We start from the raw sequence: 15117 nt of genomic DNA on the forward strand, positions 1-15117 counted from the left end.
GTGGTACCCGTGCACGGCAACGACAAATCAGCCGAGGTACCGGCCGACTGAGCCGACACCGAGCCACCGCTGAACGAGCCGGAACCCGTCACGGTGTAGCCGACGATCGGATCGGTCGACGACACCGCACTCCAGCTCACCGTCACGACCACCGCAGAGGAGGTGCGCGACTTCTCCCGCACCGTCACCCCGGCGGGCGCGGCCGGGGCCGCGCCACCTGACGTGGAAGGCGGCGTGGAAGACGGCGGCGGCGAGCGGTCCGGGTCCTTCACCGGCACTTCGGGACTGCGGATCGTCAACGACCGCGTCGCGCCGTCGGTGTCGACCAGCACACCCGTCGAGGAGCCCGGCACGTTCACGAACAGCCGGCCGTCGTCGAACACGAGCTCGGGGTCGGACCCACCGGCGGTGCGCACGTCGTCGCCACCGCGGCTACCACCGCGGTCGAGGATGATGACCTTGCCGGATCCCTTGCACGGCACGTAGACCTTGTCGCGGTAGACAGCGGGCCGCCCCGGCTTCGGGCACCCCATCGCGCCGACGTCGATGCGCAGCACATCGCGCCCCACGACCAGCACGACCACCGAGGACGACGGCAGCGAGGCGGGCACCAGGTCCAGCGGCGACGACTGCGCGGCGATCACCTCGGCGTCCGAGCGGTCGGTCATCGACGACACGTCCTCACCCGTGCCGTCACGAACCACGACACCGCCGTCGAGACCGATCAGCGTGACGCCCTGGTCGTGCGGCACCAGCACCGTGCGCGGCCCGGCACCCGAGACCTGGCGCTGCGATCGCTCCTGGAACCGCTCCTCGTCGTCGGACCAGTCCAGCGACCGCAACGTGCCGCCGTGGTCGACCAGCCACAGCACGCCGCGCTCGTCCACGACGGCGTCGGCGAGGGGCTGGCCCGCCTCCCACGTCTGCCCGATGTCGGCCAGCGTCAACGGGTCCGCGGTGTGCACCGTGCCGGCCGCGCGGTCGACGACGAACACCATCCCGTTCGCCACCAGCACCTTGCTCGACGCTCCGGGCGGCGCCTGCCGGCGGCCGGACGCGAGCAGCGTGGCCAGGTCGATGACGGTGATCTCGCCGGTGCGCCGGTTCAGGACGATCAGCCGCCCGTCCTCCTGCGCGATCTCCAGCTGCGAATCAGGACCGCTGATCTGCAGGCGCGTCTGCGGCTTGCCCGACACCGGGTTCACCTGCACGACCTCGCCGCGCTGGTCGTCGCCCAGCCAGGTGAGCCCGTCGGAGACGTCGACCGACGTCCGGGAGATGCCCTGCCCGAGCGCGGCGCCCGCGAGCACCAGAACACCCAGCAGTGCCGCCACGAAACTCGCCGATTCCCGCCCTCCACCGGAGATAATGCGTTTGATCCGGTGCCACCAAGCCATGCGCGCCTCCCTCGCCCGCCGGGGATGCTAACCCCCGGCTCTGACAACTTCGGACGGCGCACGGTTCCCGGATCGCCCGGTCAGCCGACTGGCAGACATCAGCGAATGTAATGACGAGGTCTGACAGTTTTGAAAACCGAATGGCGCTACGCCGAACCGATCAACGCATAAGGCAGAGTGGACGCATGGAGATCCCCGGCATGGGACTTGCCAAGCAGGCGCTCAACACCGCGCTCGACACCACGGCCGCCGTCGCCGCGGTCCCCGGCCGCGTGCTCGACCTGATCACCGAGGTCGAACAGCTGGTCCGCAAGGTCAACGGCACGATCGACGCCGTCGACGGCATCGTGGCGAAGGCCGGCACGCTGGTCGACCGCACGGCGAACGTCGTCGCGGACGCCGAGAAGGCGGTGGACGAGGTCCGCGCGATCACGGCGAGCGCGAGTGACGTCGCCGAACGGGCCGCGCAGGTCGTCGTGACGGCCGGCCACACCGCGCACACGGCGAACGAGCTGATCGGCATCTACGAGCCGATCGCCAAGCAGGCCCAGCCGCTCGCGAAGCGGTTCGTGGAGGAACTCTCGCCGCACGAGGTCGAGGCCGCGATCAAGCTGGTCGACGAGCTGCCGGTGCTCACCGAGCACCTGACCAGCGACATCCTGCCGATCCTGGCGACCCTGGACCGGGTCGGCCCGGAGGTCCACCAGCTGCTCGAAGTCACCAGCGACATGCGTCAGGCGATCCTCGGCATCCCGGGTTTCGGGTTCATGCGCCGCCGCGGCGAGAAAAAAGAAGAGGAAGAAGGTGTGAAACCCGCCGAGAACGGGTAGCCCACCCGAATGACCGCTGACGCACGTGTGGATCAACTGACCTGGTGGCTGCTCACCAGCGTGTTCGGGCTCCTGTCCGCGATCAACGTCGCGCTGGCCGTCACCGAACGCACACCCTGGCCCTACGCGCTCGCGGCGTTACTTCTCGCCGCGAGCGCGTGGTGTGCCAGACAGGCGCTCAGGCCTTCCCCGTCGTCTGATGAGTCAGGTTCGACGGTGCTCCGAACCGGAACGCCCGCACCCGATAGGTCGCGGTCTTCTCGTCTGGGAGTGTGATCACTCCGTACGACGTGCTGTCCGGGTCGAGCTGCACGGCGACGCGGTAGTCCGCCGTGCCCGCGGGCCTGACCTCGATCAGGTACCCGTCCTCGTCAGCGGCACGGTCCTCCCAGGTGAACAGGATCCCGTTGGCGTGTTTCACCTCCGCCTTCAGGTTCCCCGCCGCCGCCTCCGGTGATGACACCGGCCGGGTGCCACCACCATCCTCGCGCGCAGCGGTCCAGTCCGGCCCCTCGATCTCCGGCACCTCGTCACCCGGCGGCAACGCGACGTCCACAGTGGCCGAAGCGGGCCCGCTGAACGGCCGGACCCGGTAGTAGAACTGTGTTTCCGGGATCAGGTCGGGGTGCCGGTAGGAGTCCCGGCCCGGCGGGGCGAACTCCAGGACCACGTAGTCGCCGTCGGCCGCGTTCGCGTACTCGACGACCTGCCCGGCCGCTCCCGCCTCCGGACGCCAGTGCAGCGTCACGTCCGTCGGCGAGGTCAGCTCGGACGTCAGCACGGGGTCCTGCTGTTCCTGGCCGCAGGCAGCCAGGAACAGCAGGAGTACCACCAGAGAACACTTGATCACTTGCGCCAGAACCGGATGTTGCTCCACACGACCGTGGCAGGTCCCTGGCCGCTGGCTGTCCGGTACGCGCCGAACTTGTCGTAGAACTGCGAACCCGAGCTCGCGTAGGTGTGCTTGCGCGAGCCGTTGATGTACGTGCGGTGTTCGTTGCCCACGTTGTGCACGGTGTTGACGCGCACAGTCGTGCCCACGGTCGCTCCGGTGGCAATGGTGTCGCCACCGTGCACGGCGTAGAGCCTGCCGCCGCGTTCCACGGCGAGCATGAAGAACGGTCCCGCGTTCGAGCCGTCCCGGAACGTCTGCTTGAGACTGACGCGGGTGCCGCCGAGACTCGTGATCCGGAAGCTCCCTTCGAACTGCCGCGTGCCGCCGGTGTAAGTGGCGTACCGGCGCTCGGCACGCTGATCACCGCTCGCGGTGGAACAGGTGAGGGTGAACGTGAGGCCGCTGACCGTGCCGCAGCCGCGTTGCTGAACGCTGAACGACGGCGATTCACTGGTCCACGGACCGGTTTCCACCTGCGCCAGGGCGGGAGAGCCCGCCACGAGCAGACCGGTCGCCAGCGCGAACCCCGCGACGATGCGGAGTCGTTCGGACATACCGATACCTCCTCAAGACGTGCTGAGGACAGCACGTTCTTTCTCAGGGGGCGGTGACGGCAGCGTAGCCGATAATGATCTGATGTTCGACCTCCACCGGCTGCGACTGCTGCGCGAACTTTCCCAACGGGGCACGCTCGCCGCCGTCGCGCAGGCGCTGAACTACAGCCCGTCCTCGGTGTCGCAGCAGCTGTCGTTGCTGGAGACCGAGGTCGGTGTGCCGTTGCTGGAGCCGGTCGGAAGGCGAGTGAAGCTCACCCCGCAGGCCGAGATCCTGGTGCGGCACACCGAAGAAGTGCTGACCCGGCTGGAACAGGCCGAGTCGGAGGTCGCCGCCTCGCTGCACGAGATCACCGGGACGCTGCGGGTCGCGACGTTCCAGACCGCGGCACTGGCGTTGATCCCGGCGACGCTGGCGCGCATGAGAGACGAGCATCCGTCGCTGCGGATCGAGTTCCAGGTGCTCGACCCCGCGGAAGCGCTGTCCGCCCTGAACGCCAGGGACTTCGACCTCGTCTTCCTGGAGGAGTGGCCGGACCAGCCAGAGCCCCGGTTCGCGGGCCTGGAATACCGGGAACTGTTCCGGGATCCCATCCGGCTGGCCGTCCCACGTGGACTGCCGGTCGCCGAGGCGAGCACGTTCCCGTGGATCATGGAGACCCCCGGCATGCCGCAACGGAGCTTCAACACGAACTGGTGCCGCCATCAGGGTTACGAGCCCGACGTGCGGTTCGCCTCGGTCGACGTGCTGGTGAAGCTGCGGTTCGTGGAACGGGGTCTCGCGGTCGCGCTGCTGCCGGACCTGGTCTGGTACGACCGCGAGATCACCGTCGACCTGCACGAGTTGCCGGTTCCCCAGTCCCGGCTGCTGTTCACTGCGGCACGGGCAGGACGAGGTCAGCATCCCGCGGTGCGGGCGTTTCGCGAGGCGCTGGCGGTTTCCGCAGCGCCGCTCCCACCCCGGCCGTGATCACCAACGCGATGGCGCACAACGAGACCACGCCCAGGTGCTGGCCCAGCAGCACCGCACCGGCCAGCGCCGCCGCGGCCGGTTCGAGCGCGAGCACGACGCCGAAGGTGCTGGGCTGCAACGTCTTCAGCGCCCTGATCTCCAGCGTGTACGGGATCGCGGACGCCAGCAGCGCCACCAGCGTGCCCAGCACCAGCATCCTGGGCTCGAACAATGCCGCGCCGGCCGTCGAGAGCCCGTACGGCAGCGTCAGAGCGGCCGCGATCAGGCTCGCGCCCGCGAGCCCACCGGTGCCGAGCCCGGCCGTCGCGAGCTTGCGGCCCGCCAGCACGTAACAGGCCCAGAACGCGGCCGCGAACAACGCGAGGACCACCCCGATCAGGTCGAGCCTCGCGCCGGTGTACTCGCGCACCCCGAGGATCACCACGCCGGCCAGCGCGAGCCCCACCCACACGAAGTCCCGCGGCCGCCTGCTCAGCACCGCCGCGAGCCCCAGCGGCCCGAGGAACTCGATCGTCACCGCCACCCCGAGCGGGATCCGATCGAGCGCGAGGTAGAACGTGCCGTTCATGCCGGCCATGGTCATCCCGAGCACGACCGTCTCCTGGCGGAACTTCGGCCGTACGACGATCGCGAGCATCACCGCGGCGATGCCGAGCCGCAGCGCCGTCGCGCCCGGCGCGCCGATCTGCCCGAAGAGCTGACTGGCGAAGGCCGCGCCGAACTGCAGTGAGATGACCGAACCGAGGACCAGGAAGACCGCCATGGCCACAGCCTCGTTGACCAGTTCTCTTCGGTACAGCGAATGTTTTCGAGCGATATCGTTCGGTTTTTTCGAACGTTTAGACTGACCGTGCGATGAGACGCAAACCTTCCTCCCCTCTCCCCCAGCGCAACGGCCTGGACGCGGCGCGGCTGAAGCTGCCGCCAGAAGGCCACTGGGTGCTGTTGCGCGACCACCTCGTGGAACGGCTGCCGCGGGTGGCCGCCGAGCGCATCGAGGAGATGCTGCGCGAGGAACGGATCTGGGGCGTGACCGGCCCGTTGGGCATCGACACGCCGTTCGTCCCGGACAGCTACATCTGGTTCCACCGCGACCTGCCCGTCGAGGTGCCCGTGCCGTTCGAGGTGGGCGTGGTCCACCAGGACGAGAACATCGTGATCGCCGACAAACCGCACTTCCTGGCCACGATCCCGCGCGGGCAGCACATCATGCAGACCGCGCTGGTGAAGCTGCGCGACTCACTGGGCCTGCCCGACCTCTCCCCCGCGCACCGGCTGGACCGGGTCACGGCCGGGCTGGTGCTGTTCGTCGTGCGCCGCGAGCTGCGCGGCAAGTACCAGACGATGTTCCGCGACCGGTTGGTGCGCAAGGAGTACGAGGCGATCGCCGGGTACGACCCCGCGCTGGAGCTGCCTCGCGTCGTGCGGTCGCGGATCATCAAGGAACGCGGCATCATCACCGCGTTCGAAGTGGACGGCGAACCGAACGCCGAGACGCACGTGTCCCTTGTGGAGCATCGCAACGGCCTGGGCCGCTACCACCTGAAGCCGCTGACCGGCCGCACCCACCAGCTGCGTCTGCACATGTCCGGTCTGGGCGTGCCGATCGTGAACGACGACTTCTACCCCGCGCTGCGCGAACGCCCGCTGGACGACTTCTCCTCGCCCCTGCAGCTCCTCGCCCGCACGTTGTCCTTTGTGGACCCCGTGACCGGCGAGGAGCATTCCTTCACCTCACGGCTGAAGCTGTCCGCCTGGTCATGAGATGTGCGTGCGCCGGGTCTCGATCGGCTGCGGTTCCCAGATCCGGCTCATCCGCTCGAGCAACCGCCCCGCGAGCGCGCTCATCGCGGGGTGGGTCTCGGTGAACCCCGCCACCACCCGCGCCCGGAACATCAACCGACCGCGCGCGGTCGTGCTGTACCAGAACCAGTCCTCGTCGACGACCCTGGCGAGGTGGTCGGTGCCGTCCCGCTCGGCCCGCTGCACCAGCGCGTCACCCTGCACCAACCACCGCACGCAGGCGTCCTCCAGCGGCTCGGCCCAGCCACGTTCGGCGGGGTAGGCCTGCTCGGCGGCCTCCATCAGCTGTTTCGGCGTCTCCGGCACGAGGGCTCGGGGCAAGAACCCCGATGCGAAGGTGCACGAGCTCGGTGGCCAGTCACCGAATTTCGCGCTGAGGGCAGGGCCCCGCCCTCCTCGGGGGCAGACCGGCCAACAAATCCAGCCTATTCGAAAGTTCGCCGTGTCAAGCGACCTCTCGGCGATCTGTGGACAACTCGGCACCAGCCAACCCCCGACCGCCGGGTTGTCCACAGATCGCTGAACGGCACCTTGACACGGCGGCGGCGCGGCTAAAGTCAGCCATGCGCAGTGGTGGTTAGTCCCCCGTGGAGGGCGGGGCCCTGCCCTCCGGCGTAGTCGATCACCCAGTCCTCGTCGAACGGATGGGACGGCAGCCGCTCCAGCACGACGGTCCGCGCGTCCTCGTCGACATCGAGGACGCGCGGCACCATGCCGGTGTGTTCGGCCAGCCGCAGCGCGGTGACCTCGCGGGTGAAAGCGGCCGCATCGCCGACAACCTGCTTGACGATGCGGTCGCCGTCAGCCCACACGCGGGACCGCACTCCGCTTTTCAGTCGTTCCATCAGGCAAGTGTGAGCGCGTACAGCTCCACTCGCGGGTCGTTGGGCAAAGTCACCGAACGGACCGTCTTGGCCGCGTCCAGCCGCAACGACTGCCCGAACAACCGGACCGGCGGCCCGTCGACGCCCTGGCCCGCCTTGATCCGGTGCGGCATCTCCAGCACCACCGGGCCACCGGCCGCCCAGTCCGGCACCGTGGCCGCCACCTCGGCCGACGTGCCGTCGGTGTACCAGACGGTGAAGGCCGTGGACACCGGGCCGTTGTGCGACGCGCCCACCACGTGCAGCCAGGAGAACTGGCCGGCGGGCAGCAACAGCCCCTGCCCCCGCGCCTCGACGAAGTTCGGCGTGGTGCCCGCCGGATCCGGTGCCTGGTAGGTGATCCCGCCCCACGTCACGGGTCCGGCCGGCGGCAGCAGCGCGGCGTCGTAGCTCCAGCCGCCGCCGTCGAAGTCGCCGGAAGCCGAGTCGGCGACCGTCGCCGTGCCGTCGTGGTTGCGCTCCGGGCCGACGTCCACCGCACAGGTGGAGAACGCGCACAACGCGGCCGGCTTCACCTCGATCACGGCCTTCACCGTCACGGAGTCGACGACGACCGAGACCTCGTAGGAACCCACCGGGGTCCCCGCCGGCACCGACACCGTCAGCGGCACGGTCTTCTGCGTCGGCAGATGCCGCGACACGATGACGAACGGCTTGGCACCGCTCACCTTCCAGCCCGCGGGAGCCTTCACCTCAGGCCGCACGGACATCCCGGACGGCGACTGCGCCAGCACGTCGAGCTGCAGGGTCAGCGACTGTGCGGAGTCCGAGGTCGGCATGACGATCTCGCTGTTCCGCAACGACGCCGACAACGCGCGACGCGAGTCCACGTTGCCGTTGTTGAGCGACGGCGGCTCGTCCGAACGGCTGGCGCCCCACGAAGACGGCTTCGAGGAGACCTCGTACGAGAGCTTTCCGCCACGCTGCACCGCGGACCAGTCGAGCCAGGTCTTCCGCACGTCACGCCCGTTCAACGACGCGCTGCGCACGTACCGCACCGAGTCGGAGACGTTGGGCGCGGCCACGGTCAGCGTGCCGCCCTGCGAGCCGTACTGTCCGATTCGGACGGTCGCGGACGGGAACTGCGGTGACGACAACGCGAGGAAGTCGCCTCCGCTGAACGTCGGGTACAGGCCCAGCGACGAGAAGACGTACCAGGCCGACATCGTGCCCAGGTCGTCGTTGCCCGTCATGCCGTCGGGACCGGTCGTGAACAACGTCATCGCCGCCCGCACGACCGTGGCGGCCTTCGACGGCGTGCCCGTCCACAGGTACATGTACGGCGCGAGCAGGTCGGGCTCGTTGTTCGGGTTGTAGGTCGGTTTGCCGTAGTAGTCGTACGGTTCGGTGATCCAGTCGTGCCGTGCGGTACCGGCCGGGTCCACCAACAGCTTGTCGTAGACGAAGAAGGAGTCGAGGCGTTTCTCGGCTTCCTTGCGCCCGCCCATCAACGACACCAGACCGGCGGGATCCTGCGGGACGAGCCACTGGTACTGGTAGGCGCCGCCCTCGTGGAACTGGTGCGAGGCGTCCACCGCGTTGTACGGCGTGAGCCAGGTGCCGGCGGTCGTGCGCGGCCGGAACTGGCCGATCGACGAGTCCCACAGGTTGCGGTACCACTGGCCGCGATCGGCGAACAGCCGTGCGTCCGACCGTTTGCCCAAGCCCTGGGCCATCAACGCCAGCGAGGCGTCCGCCGCCGCGTACTCCAGCGTGGCCGAGGCCGGGTGCACGCAGTCGTTGTCGCCGCCCTTGTGCGCGCAGTCCGTGCCGAGCTTCAGCCCGGACGGGATGTACCCGCGGTCCGAGTAGTACTTCACGCCCGAACGTCCGTTGTACGGCGACTCGGCGGGAGGCAGCGACAAGGCGTTGGTGCGCAACAGCTGGTACGCCTCTTCCTCGTGGCCCTTCAGCAAGCCCTTCGACCAGGCCTCGACCAGGAACGGCGTGACCGGGTCACCGGTCATGATGTTGGTCTCGGACGACGCCAAAGCCCAGCGCGGCAACCATCCTCCGTCCCGGCCACTGGCCACGACGGACAGTGCGACGTCTCTGGCCACCCGTGGTTCCAGCATCTGCAGCAGCTGGTTCTGTGGCCGGTACGTGTCCCACAACGAGAAGTTCTGGTACGGCGTGTAGCCCGAAGCCGTCCGCACCTTCCCGTCGAAGCCCATGTACCTGCCGTCGACGTCACCGGCGAGGTTCGGGTGCAGCACCGAGTGGTACAGCGCGGTGTAGAAGGCAACCTGCCGATCGCGCGGCCCGCCGGACACCCGCACGGCGTCCAGCTGCTTCTTCCACACCTCCTTGGCTCCCGCCACCACACCGTCGAAGTCGTGGGAAGGGGCCTCCGCCGCGAGGTTCTTCCGCGCGCCCTCGATCCCGGTGTAGGACAGGCCGACCTTCAGCACGACATCACGGTCGGCCGTCGCGTCGAAGGTGACCCACGCGCCGTTCCCACCGGTCCCGGCCGCGTCCCGGACGCCCGCCGTGGGAACGCTCCCGCGCCACGCGCCAAAGGAAGCGAACGGCCGGTCGAACGACGCGGTGAAGTAGACGGTGTGCTCGTCCTTGCCCGCGCAGAACCTGCCGTTGCGGACCCTGCCCTCGATGGTCCGGTCACCGACGACGTGGATCTCCGAGTCGAGCACCGTCTGGTTGGACCGCCCGGTGTTGAACAGGACGTTGGCCGCACCTGACGACGGGAACGTGTAGCGCTGCCAACCGGTTCGCGCGGTGGCAGTGACCTCGGCGTTCACCCCGTAACGGGACAGCCCGACCCGGTAGTAGCCGGGCTGCGCGGTCTCGTCCGAATGGCTGAACGCCGACTTGTAGGCGTTGATGTCAACGTTGTCAACGGGCCCGACCGTCGGCATCACCGGCAGCTCGCCCATCACCCCGCAGCCCACACCGGAGAGATGTGTCTGCGAGAAGCCGTAGATGGAGCCGGCCTTGTAGTCGTATCCGCCCTGCCCTCCCGTGTCAGGGCTGACCTGCACCATCCCGAACGGCACCGAGGCGCCGGGAAAGGTGTTGCCGAAGTTTTGCGTACCAACGAAAGGATTGACGAGCGACGAGGGGTCTTCGTCCGCCTGAGCGGCTTGCGCAGGAACTGTTAGACCCAGTAACAGCCCGGCTACGACGAGTATCCGCATGCCAGGCAGTATTGTCCGATCACCGCCGCGCCGACACCCATCAGAGGTCTGCGATGGGTTGCTCTTGCCGCCCTTGTCGCGGAAGCTCCGCGCTGACAACTCCCTGACACCGGAGTAAGCAGGAGCTATGCCCGTACAGCTCAACCACACCATCGTCCACGCCACCGACCAGGAGCGTTCGGCGCGCTTCCTCACCGAACTCCTCGGCCTGCCGGAGCCGGTGCGCTTCGGCCCGTTCCTCGTCGTCGAGGTCGCGAACGGCGTCTCGCTCGACTACCTGACCAGCCAGGCCCCGATCACCGACCAGCACTACGCGTTCCTGGTGACCGAGGACGAGTTCGACCAGATCTTCGGCCGGATCCAGGAACGCGGCCTCGACTACTGGGCCGATCCGTTCCACTCCCGGCCCGGCGAGATCAACCGCAACGACGGCGGGCGCGGCGTCTACTGGAACGACCCGGACGGCCACGCGCTGGAGATCATCACCAGGCCCTACGGTTCCGGCGCGTAGATCAACTCGTTCACATCCCTAAAAGGTATAGACCACCTCTTGTGCTCGGAGCACTGGGACTGCCACCGTGAGAGCGGTAACACACCGTGGGCGCGCAGAAGCTCCGAGGAGTTGGTCCCCATGTCCGGAACTCGCGCCGCCGCCCTGATCGTCGCGCTGCTGAGCGTTTTCACGTTCGTGCAGCCGGCGACGGCGGCGCCGTTCATCGTCACCGAAGCGCAGTTCAACCGCATGTTCCCGTCCCGCAACAGCTTCTACACCTACAGCGGCCTCAAGTCCGCGATGGCCACGTTCGGCTCGTTCGCGAACCAGGGCAGTGACACGGTGAAGAAGCAGGAGCTCGCGGCGTTCCTCGCGAACGTCTCCCACGAGACCGGCGGACTGGTCCACATCCGCGAGATCAACCAGAACGGCGACTACTGCGACGAGACCAGGCCGTACAAGTGTCCCGCCGGCGAACGGAACTACTACGGCCGCGGCCCGATCCAGCTGTCGTGGAACTTCAACTACAAGGCGGCGGGTGACTACCTCGGCGTCGACCTGCTGAACAAGCCGGACCGGGTCGCCACGGACGCGACGATCTCGTGGCGGACCGGGATCTGGTACTGGATGACGCAGAACGGTCCCGGCACCATGACCCCGCACAACGCCATGGTCAACTCGCGCGGCTTCGGTCAGACGATCCGCAGCATCAACGGATCCCTGGAGTGCGACGGCCGCAACCCCGGCACGGTCGAGAGCCGCGTGTCGAAGTACCGGCAGTTCACCGGGATCATCGGCGTGGCAACGGGCAGCAACCTGTACTGCTGACCCGCCAGAACAGGTCTAGACCCTTGACTGGTCTGGACCACTGGTGCCAATCTCAGCGTTGTTCACATCCTTGATTCCTCGGGCGCGCAGACTCCAGGAGTGGGTGACCCTTGCTGAGAAAACGCATCTTGGCGTCTATCGCGGCTGGTGTGATGGCGGCGGCTTTGGCCGTCATCACGCCCACCGCGTCCGCACAGGCGGAAGTGTCGGCGCAGGCCTGCACGTACACCGACTGGGTACAGGGCAAGCAGTACTACACCGGCAACATCGTCCGGTTCGAAGGCAACTTCTACATCGCCGAGCACGACAATCCTGGTTACAGCCCAACGATTTCCACCTGGTACTGGGAACCGACGAGCTGTGACGGTGGCGGAGGTGGCGGCGGCACCTGCACGTACACCGACTGGGTGCAGGGCAGGCAGTACTACACCGGCAACATCGTGCGGTTCCAGGGCAGCTTCTACATCGCCGAGCACGACAACCCCGGTTACGACCCGACGATCTCCACGTGGTTCTGGGATCCGTACAACTGCGACGGTGGCGGCGGAGGTGGCGGCGGTGACTTCGTCGTCAGCGAGTCCCAGTTCAACCAGATGTTCCCCGGCCGCAACAGCTTCTACACCTACAGCGGTCTCGTGGCCGCGATGAGCTCGTTCCCCGGCTTCGCGAAGACGGGCAGCGACACGGTGAAGAAGCAGGAAGCGGCGGCGTTCCTCGCCAACGCCTCGCACGAGACCGGTGGCCTCGTGTACATCGAGGAGATCAACAAGAACAACGACCTCTGCGACGAGAGCAAGCCCTACGGCTGCCCGCGCGGGACGTACGCCTACTACGGCCGCGGCCCGATCCAGCTGTCGTGGAACTTCAACTACTACTCGGCCGGCCAGTACCTCGGCCTCGACCTGCTGAACAACCCGGGCTGGGTGGCGAGCGACGCCGCGATCTCGTGGAAGACGGCGCTCTGGTACTGGAACACGCAGACCGGGCCGGGCAGCATGACCGGGCACAACGCCATGGTCAACGGGGCCGGGTTCGGCGAGACGATCCGCAGCATCAACGGTTCTCTCGAGTGCAACGGCGGCAACCCGGCGCAGGTGCAGAGCCGCGTCTCGAAGTACCAGCAGTTCGTCGGGATCCTCGGCGTGCCGGCCGGCGCGAACCTGTACTGCTAGTACCGCGTCGCGGCTTAGTTCTGGCGCTTGCCCCGTGGATGAAGGGACCCTTCATCGACCTGAGGTGGATGAAGGGACCCTTCATCCACAACCGGGAGCACAACTAGGCCGCGACAACCTACTAGCACCAGCGATCCGCTCATCCTGGACGGGTTCATCCCGTCCAGGATGAGCGGCTGTTCAGCTGGCGGCCAGCTGGTCCCGCACCTGGGCCAGCGACGGGTTCGTGAGCGCCTTGCCGTTCGGGAAGTGGACGGTCGGCACCGTGCGGTTGCCGCCGTTCACGCTCATCACGAAGTCGGCCGCGCCCGGCGTCTCCTCGATGTTGATCTCGACGTACTCGATGCCCTCGCGGTCGAGCGAGCTCTTCAGGATCCGGCAATAGCCGCACCACGAGGTCGAGTACACGGTGAGCTGGTCAGGAGCCATCAGTGGCACTCCTCATCGAGGTTGGTCAACGTCGTCAGTATCAACGCCCGACGAGGAGTGGTTCATCCCAGGGTGCGTCAGCTCACTTCCGGCGCCTGAGCCCGCATCACTCGGACGGCCCAGCGAACGGCGATCGTCAGGCAATCGTCAGGTTAATTCCGCACACCGTGGGTGAGCATAGTTCGCGCACGGCCGAAAATTTCGGGCGTGCAATTGGTCGTGCTTTCCCACAAGCATTGCCGAGAAATTCAGTCACCCATTCGGCGGCCCTTCACCACGCAGGGTTTCCGATATCGTCTGGATTCCGTCGCCGGTACCACACTTCGGAAAGAAAGGCTGGCCATGCTGAAAATGGTGGCGGCTGCTGCCCTGGCACTGTCCGCGGTTCTCACCGCACCCGCAGCGCAGGCAGTTCCCGACGTTCCCGATTTCGTCACGATCGACGTCGTCACGGTGAACGGTTCCGGCTGCCCTGCCGGCACCGCGGCGGTCGCGTCGTCCGACGACCGCACGGCGTTCACGGTGACCTACAGCGATTACCTCGCCCAGACAGGACAGGGCTCAGGCCCCACAGACTTCCGCAAGAACTGCCAGCTCAACATCAGAGTGAGCTATCCGCAGGGCTTCACGTTCGGCATCGCCCAGGCGGACTACCGCGGTTTCGCCAATCTGCAGCAAGGGGCGACTGGCACCGAAAAGGGCAGTTACTACTTCCAGGGCATGTCGCAGACCACGAGCCGTACGCACAACTTCTCCGGCCCGAAGAGCGACAACTGGCAGGCGACCGACCGCGCCACGGTGTCGGAAATCATCTACGCGCCCTGCGGAGAAGTGCGACACCTGAACATCAACACCGAGCTGCGCGTCAACGCGGGCACCGCGTCGAAGGCCAACAGCTTCATGACGATGGATTCGACCGACAGCAGCGTGAGCACGAAGTACCAGTTCTCCTGGAAGCGCTGCTGACCCAGGCACCCATTCCCCGCCGCCGTTCTTTGTTGAACTTCAGACGGAAAGGTGCCCCATGCTCAACACACTGGCCGCGGCCGCGCTCGCGATGTCGACGATCATCATCCCGCCCGGCGGCGCCCCCGGAGACACGCCGCCGCCGGACATCATCACCATCGACGTCGTGACGATCAACGGCTCAGGCTGCCGGGCGGGAACGGCAGCGGTCGCCGTCAGCCCGGACAACAAGGCCTTCACCGTGACCTACAGCGAGTTCATGGCGCAGGTCGGCCCACAGGCACTCCCGACCGACTTCCGCAAGAACTGCCAGCTGAACCTGCGCGTCAACGTGCCGTCCGGCTTCACCTACGGCATCTCGTCCACCGACTACCGCGGCTTCGCGCACCTCGAGCGCGGCGCCACGGCCCTGGAGAAGGCCAACTACTACTTCCAGGGCATGTCGCAGACCGCGTTCAAGCAGCACAACTACAACGGACCGTTGAGCGACGACTGGCAGGCGACCGACACCACCGACGTGGCCGCGATCGTCTACCACCCGTGCGGTGAGAAGCGAAACTTCAACATCAACACGGAGCTGCGGGTCGCCGCAGGCACGTCCGACCCGAAGAAGGTCACCAGCTTCATCTCGATGGACTCCACCGACGGGTCAATCGAGACGACCTACCACTTCGCGTGGAAGACGTGTCCACCGAAGCCGTAACCCCTCACCCGGTGCCGGGCACTCCGAGAACGGGG

16 protein-coding genes are annotated in these 15117 nt (G+C 67.4%); 8 read left to right on the top strand and 8 right to left on the bottom strand.

The window, feature by feature from the left end; all coding sequences use genetic code 11:
- Positions 1–1397: NHL repeat-containing protein (locus B0F77_RS07960; protein ID WP_143466627.1), on the bottom strand; the 1397-nt coding region annotated here is incomplete at its 3' end.
- A 185-nt stretch (positions 1398–1582) separates the two neighbouring features.
- Between B0F77_RS07960 and B0F77_RS07965 the strand changes: the two genes are divergently transcribed.
- On the top strand, positions 1583–2227 hold the full coding sequence (locus B0F77_RS07965) for a hypothetical protein (RefSeq protein WP_086662156.1): 645 nt from the start codon (positions 1583–1585) through the stop codon (positions 2225–2227).
- A gap of 178 nt (positions 2228–2405) precedes the next feature.
- Here the strand turns inward: B0F77_RS07965 and B0F77_RS07970 are convergent, their stop codons facing one another.
- Positions 2406–3059: a fibronectin type III domain-containing protein gene (locus B0F77_RS07970; RefSeq protein ID WP_245847881.1), complete on the bottom strand. Its 654-nt coding sequence runs from the start codon at positions 3057–3059 to the stop codon at positions 2406–2408.
- Between the two features lie 14 nt (positions 3060–3073).
- On the bottom strand, positions 3074–3676 hold the full coding sequence (locus B0F77_RS07975) for a polysaccharide lyase family protein (protein ID WP_086662157.1): 603 nt from the start codon (positions 3674–3676) through the stop codon (positions 3074–3076).
- Between the two features lie 82 nt (positions 3677–3758).
- Here B0F77_RS07975 and B0F77_RS07980 point away from each other — a divergent pair, with 82 nt between their 5' ends.
- Positions 3759–4646: a LysR family transcriptional regulator gene (locus B0F77_RS07980; RefSeq protein ID WP_086662158.1), complete on the top strand. Its 888-nt coding sequence runs from the start codon at positions 3759–3761 to the stop codon at positions 4644–4646.
- On the opposite strand, the gene B0F77_RS07985 is transcribed toward B0F77_RS07980, so the two are convergent.
- Positions 4549–5412 (bottom strand): EamA family transporter, encoded by an 864-nt coding sequence (locus B0F77_RS07985; RefSeq protein WP_086662159.1) that lies wholly within the window; start codon positions 5410–5412, stop codon positions 4549–4551. The genes B0F77_RS07980 and B0F77_RS07985 overlap by 98 nt on opposite strands.
- A 92-nt stretch (positions 5413–5504) precedes the next feature.
- Here B0F77_RS07985 and B0F77_RS07990 point away from each other — a divergent pair, with 92 nt between their 5' ends.
- Complete coding sequence (locus B0F77_RS07990; protein WP_086662160.1) at positions 5505–6413, top strand: RluA family pseudouridine synthase; 909 nt, start codon at positions 5505–5507, stop codon at positions 6411–6413.
- On the opposite strand, the gene B0F77_RS07995 is transcribed toward B0F77_RS07990, so the two are convergent.
- The 3 genes from B0F77_RS07995 to B0F77_RS08005 all read right to left on the bottom strand — a co-directional run bounded on the left by B0F77_RS07995 (position 6408) and on the right by B0F77_RS08005 (position 10491).
- Entirely contained in the window at positions 6408–6773 is a 366-nt protein-coding gene (locus B0F77_RS07995) for a hypothetical protein (RefSeq protein ID WP_143466628.1), read from the bottom strand. The genes B0F77_RS07990 and B0F77_RS07995 overlap by 6 nt on opposite strands.
- A 236-nt stretch (positions 6774–7009) precedes the next feature.
- Positions 7010–7297 carry a hypothetical protein gene (locus B0F77_RS08000; protein ID WP_143466629.1) on the bottom strand — a complete coding sequence of 96 codons (288 nt, stop codon included), beginning with the start codon at positions 7295–7297 and terminating at the stop codon, positions 7010–7012.
- A complete protein-coding gene (locus tag B0F77_RS08005; RefSeq protein ID WP_086662163.1) occupies positions 7297–10491 on the bottom strand; it encodes a GH92 family glycosyl hydrolase in 3195 nt (1064 codons plus the stop codon). Before B0F77_RS08005 ends, B0F77_RS08000 begins: the two co-directional genes overlap by 1 nt.
- A 127-nt stretch (positions 10492–10618) precedes the next feature.
- On the opposite strand from B0F77_RS08005, the gene B0F77_RS08010 reads away from it, so the two are divergent.
- From B0F77_RS08010 to B0F77_RS08020, 3 genes are all read left to right on the top strand, one after another.
- A complete protein-coding gene (locus B0F77_RS08010; protein WP_086662164.1) occupies positions 10619–11002 on the top strand; it encodes a VOC family protein in 384 nt (127 codons plus the stop codon).
- 120 nt (positions 11003–11122) lie between these two features.
- Complete coding sequence (locus B0F77_RS08015; RefSeq protein WP_086662165.1) at positions 11123–11812, top strand: chitinase; 690 nt, start codon at positions 11123–11125, stop codon at positions 11810–11812.
- 152 nt (positions 11813–11964) lie between these two features.
- On the top strand, positions 11965–12984 hold the full coding sequence (locus B0F77_RS08020; protein ID WP_086662166.1) for a chitinase: 1020 nt from the start codon (positions 11965–11967) through the stop codon (positions 12982–12984).
- A 180-nt stretch (positions 12985–13164) separates the two neighbouring features.
- Here B0F77_RS08020 and B0F77_RS08025 read toward each other — a convergent pair whose 3' ends face one another.
- Positions 13165–13413, bottom strand: a complete 249-nt coding sequence (locus B0F77_RS08025; protein ID WP_086662167.1) for a mycoredoxin — start codon at positions 13411–13413, stop codon at positions 13165–13167.
- Between the two features lie 342 nt (positions 13414–13755).
- On the opposite strand from B0F77_RS08025, the gene B0F77_RS08030 reads away from it, so the two are divergent.
- Both B0F77_RS08030 and B0F77_RS08035 read left to right on the top strand, forming a co-directional pair.
- Positions 13756–14379 (top strand): DUF4360 domain-containing protein, encoded by a 624-nt coding sequence (locus B0F77_RS08030; protein ID WP_086662168.1) that lies wholly within the window; start codon positions 13756–13758, stop codon positions 14377–14379.
- Positions 14380–14437: 58 nt separating this feature from the next.
- Positions 14438–15082, top strand: coding sequence for a DUF4360 domain-containing protein (locus B0F77_RS08035; RefSeq protein ID WP_086662169.1), 645 nt, complete (start codon positions 14438–14440; stop codon positions 15080–15082).
- The last annotated feature ends 35 nt before the right edge of the window (positions 15083–15117 follow it).

Source organism: Lentzea kentuckyensis (assembly GCF_002150765.1).
Classification (GTDB): Bacteria; Actinomycetota; Actinomycetes; order Mycobacteriales; family Pseudonocardiaceae; genus Lentzea; species Lentzea kentuckyensis.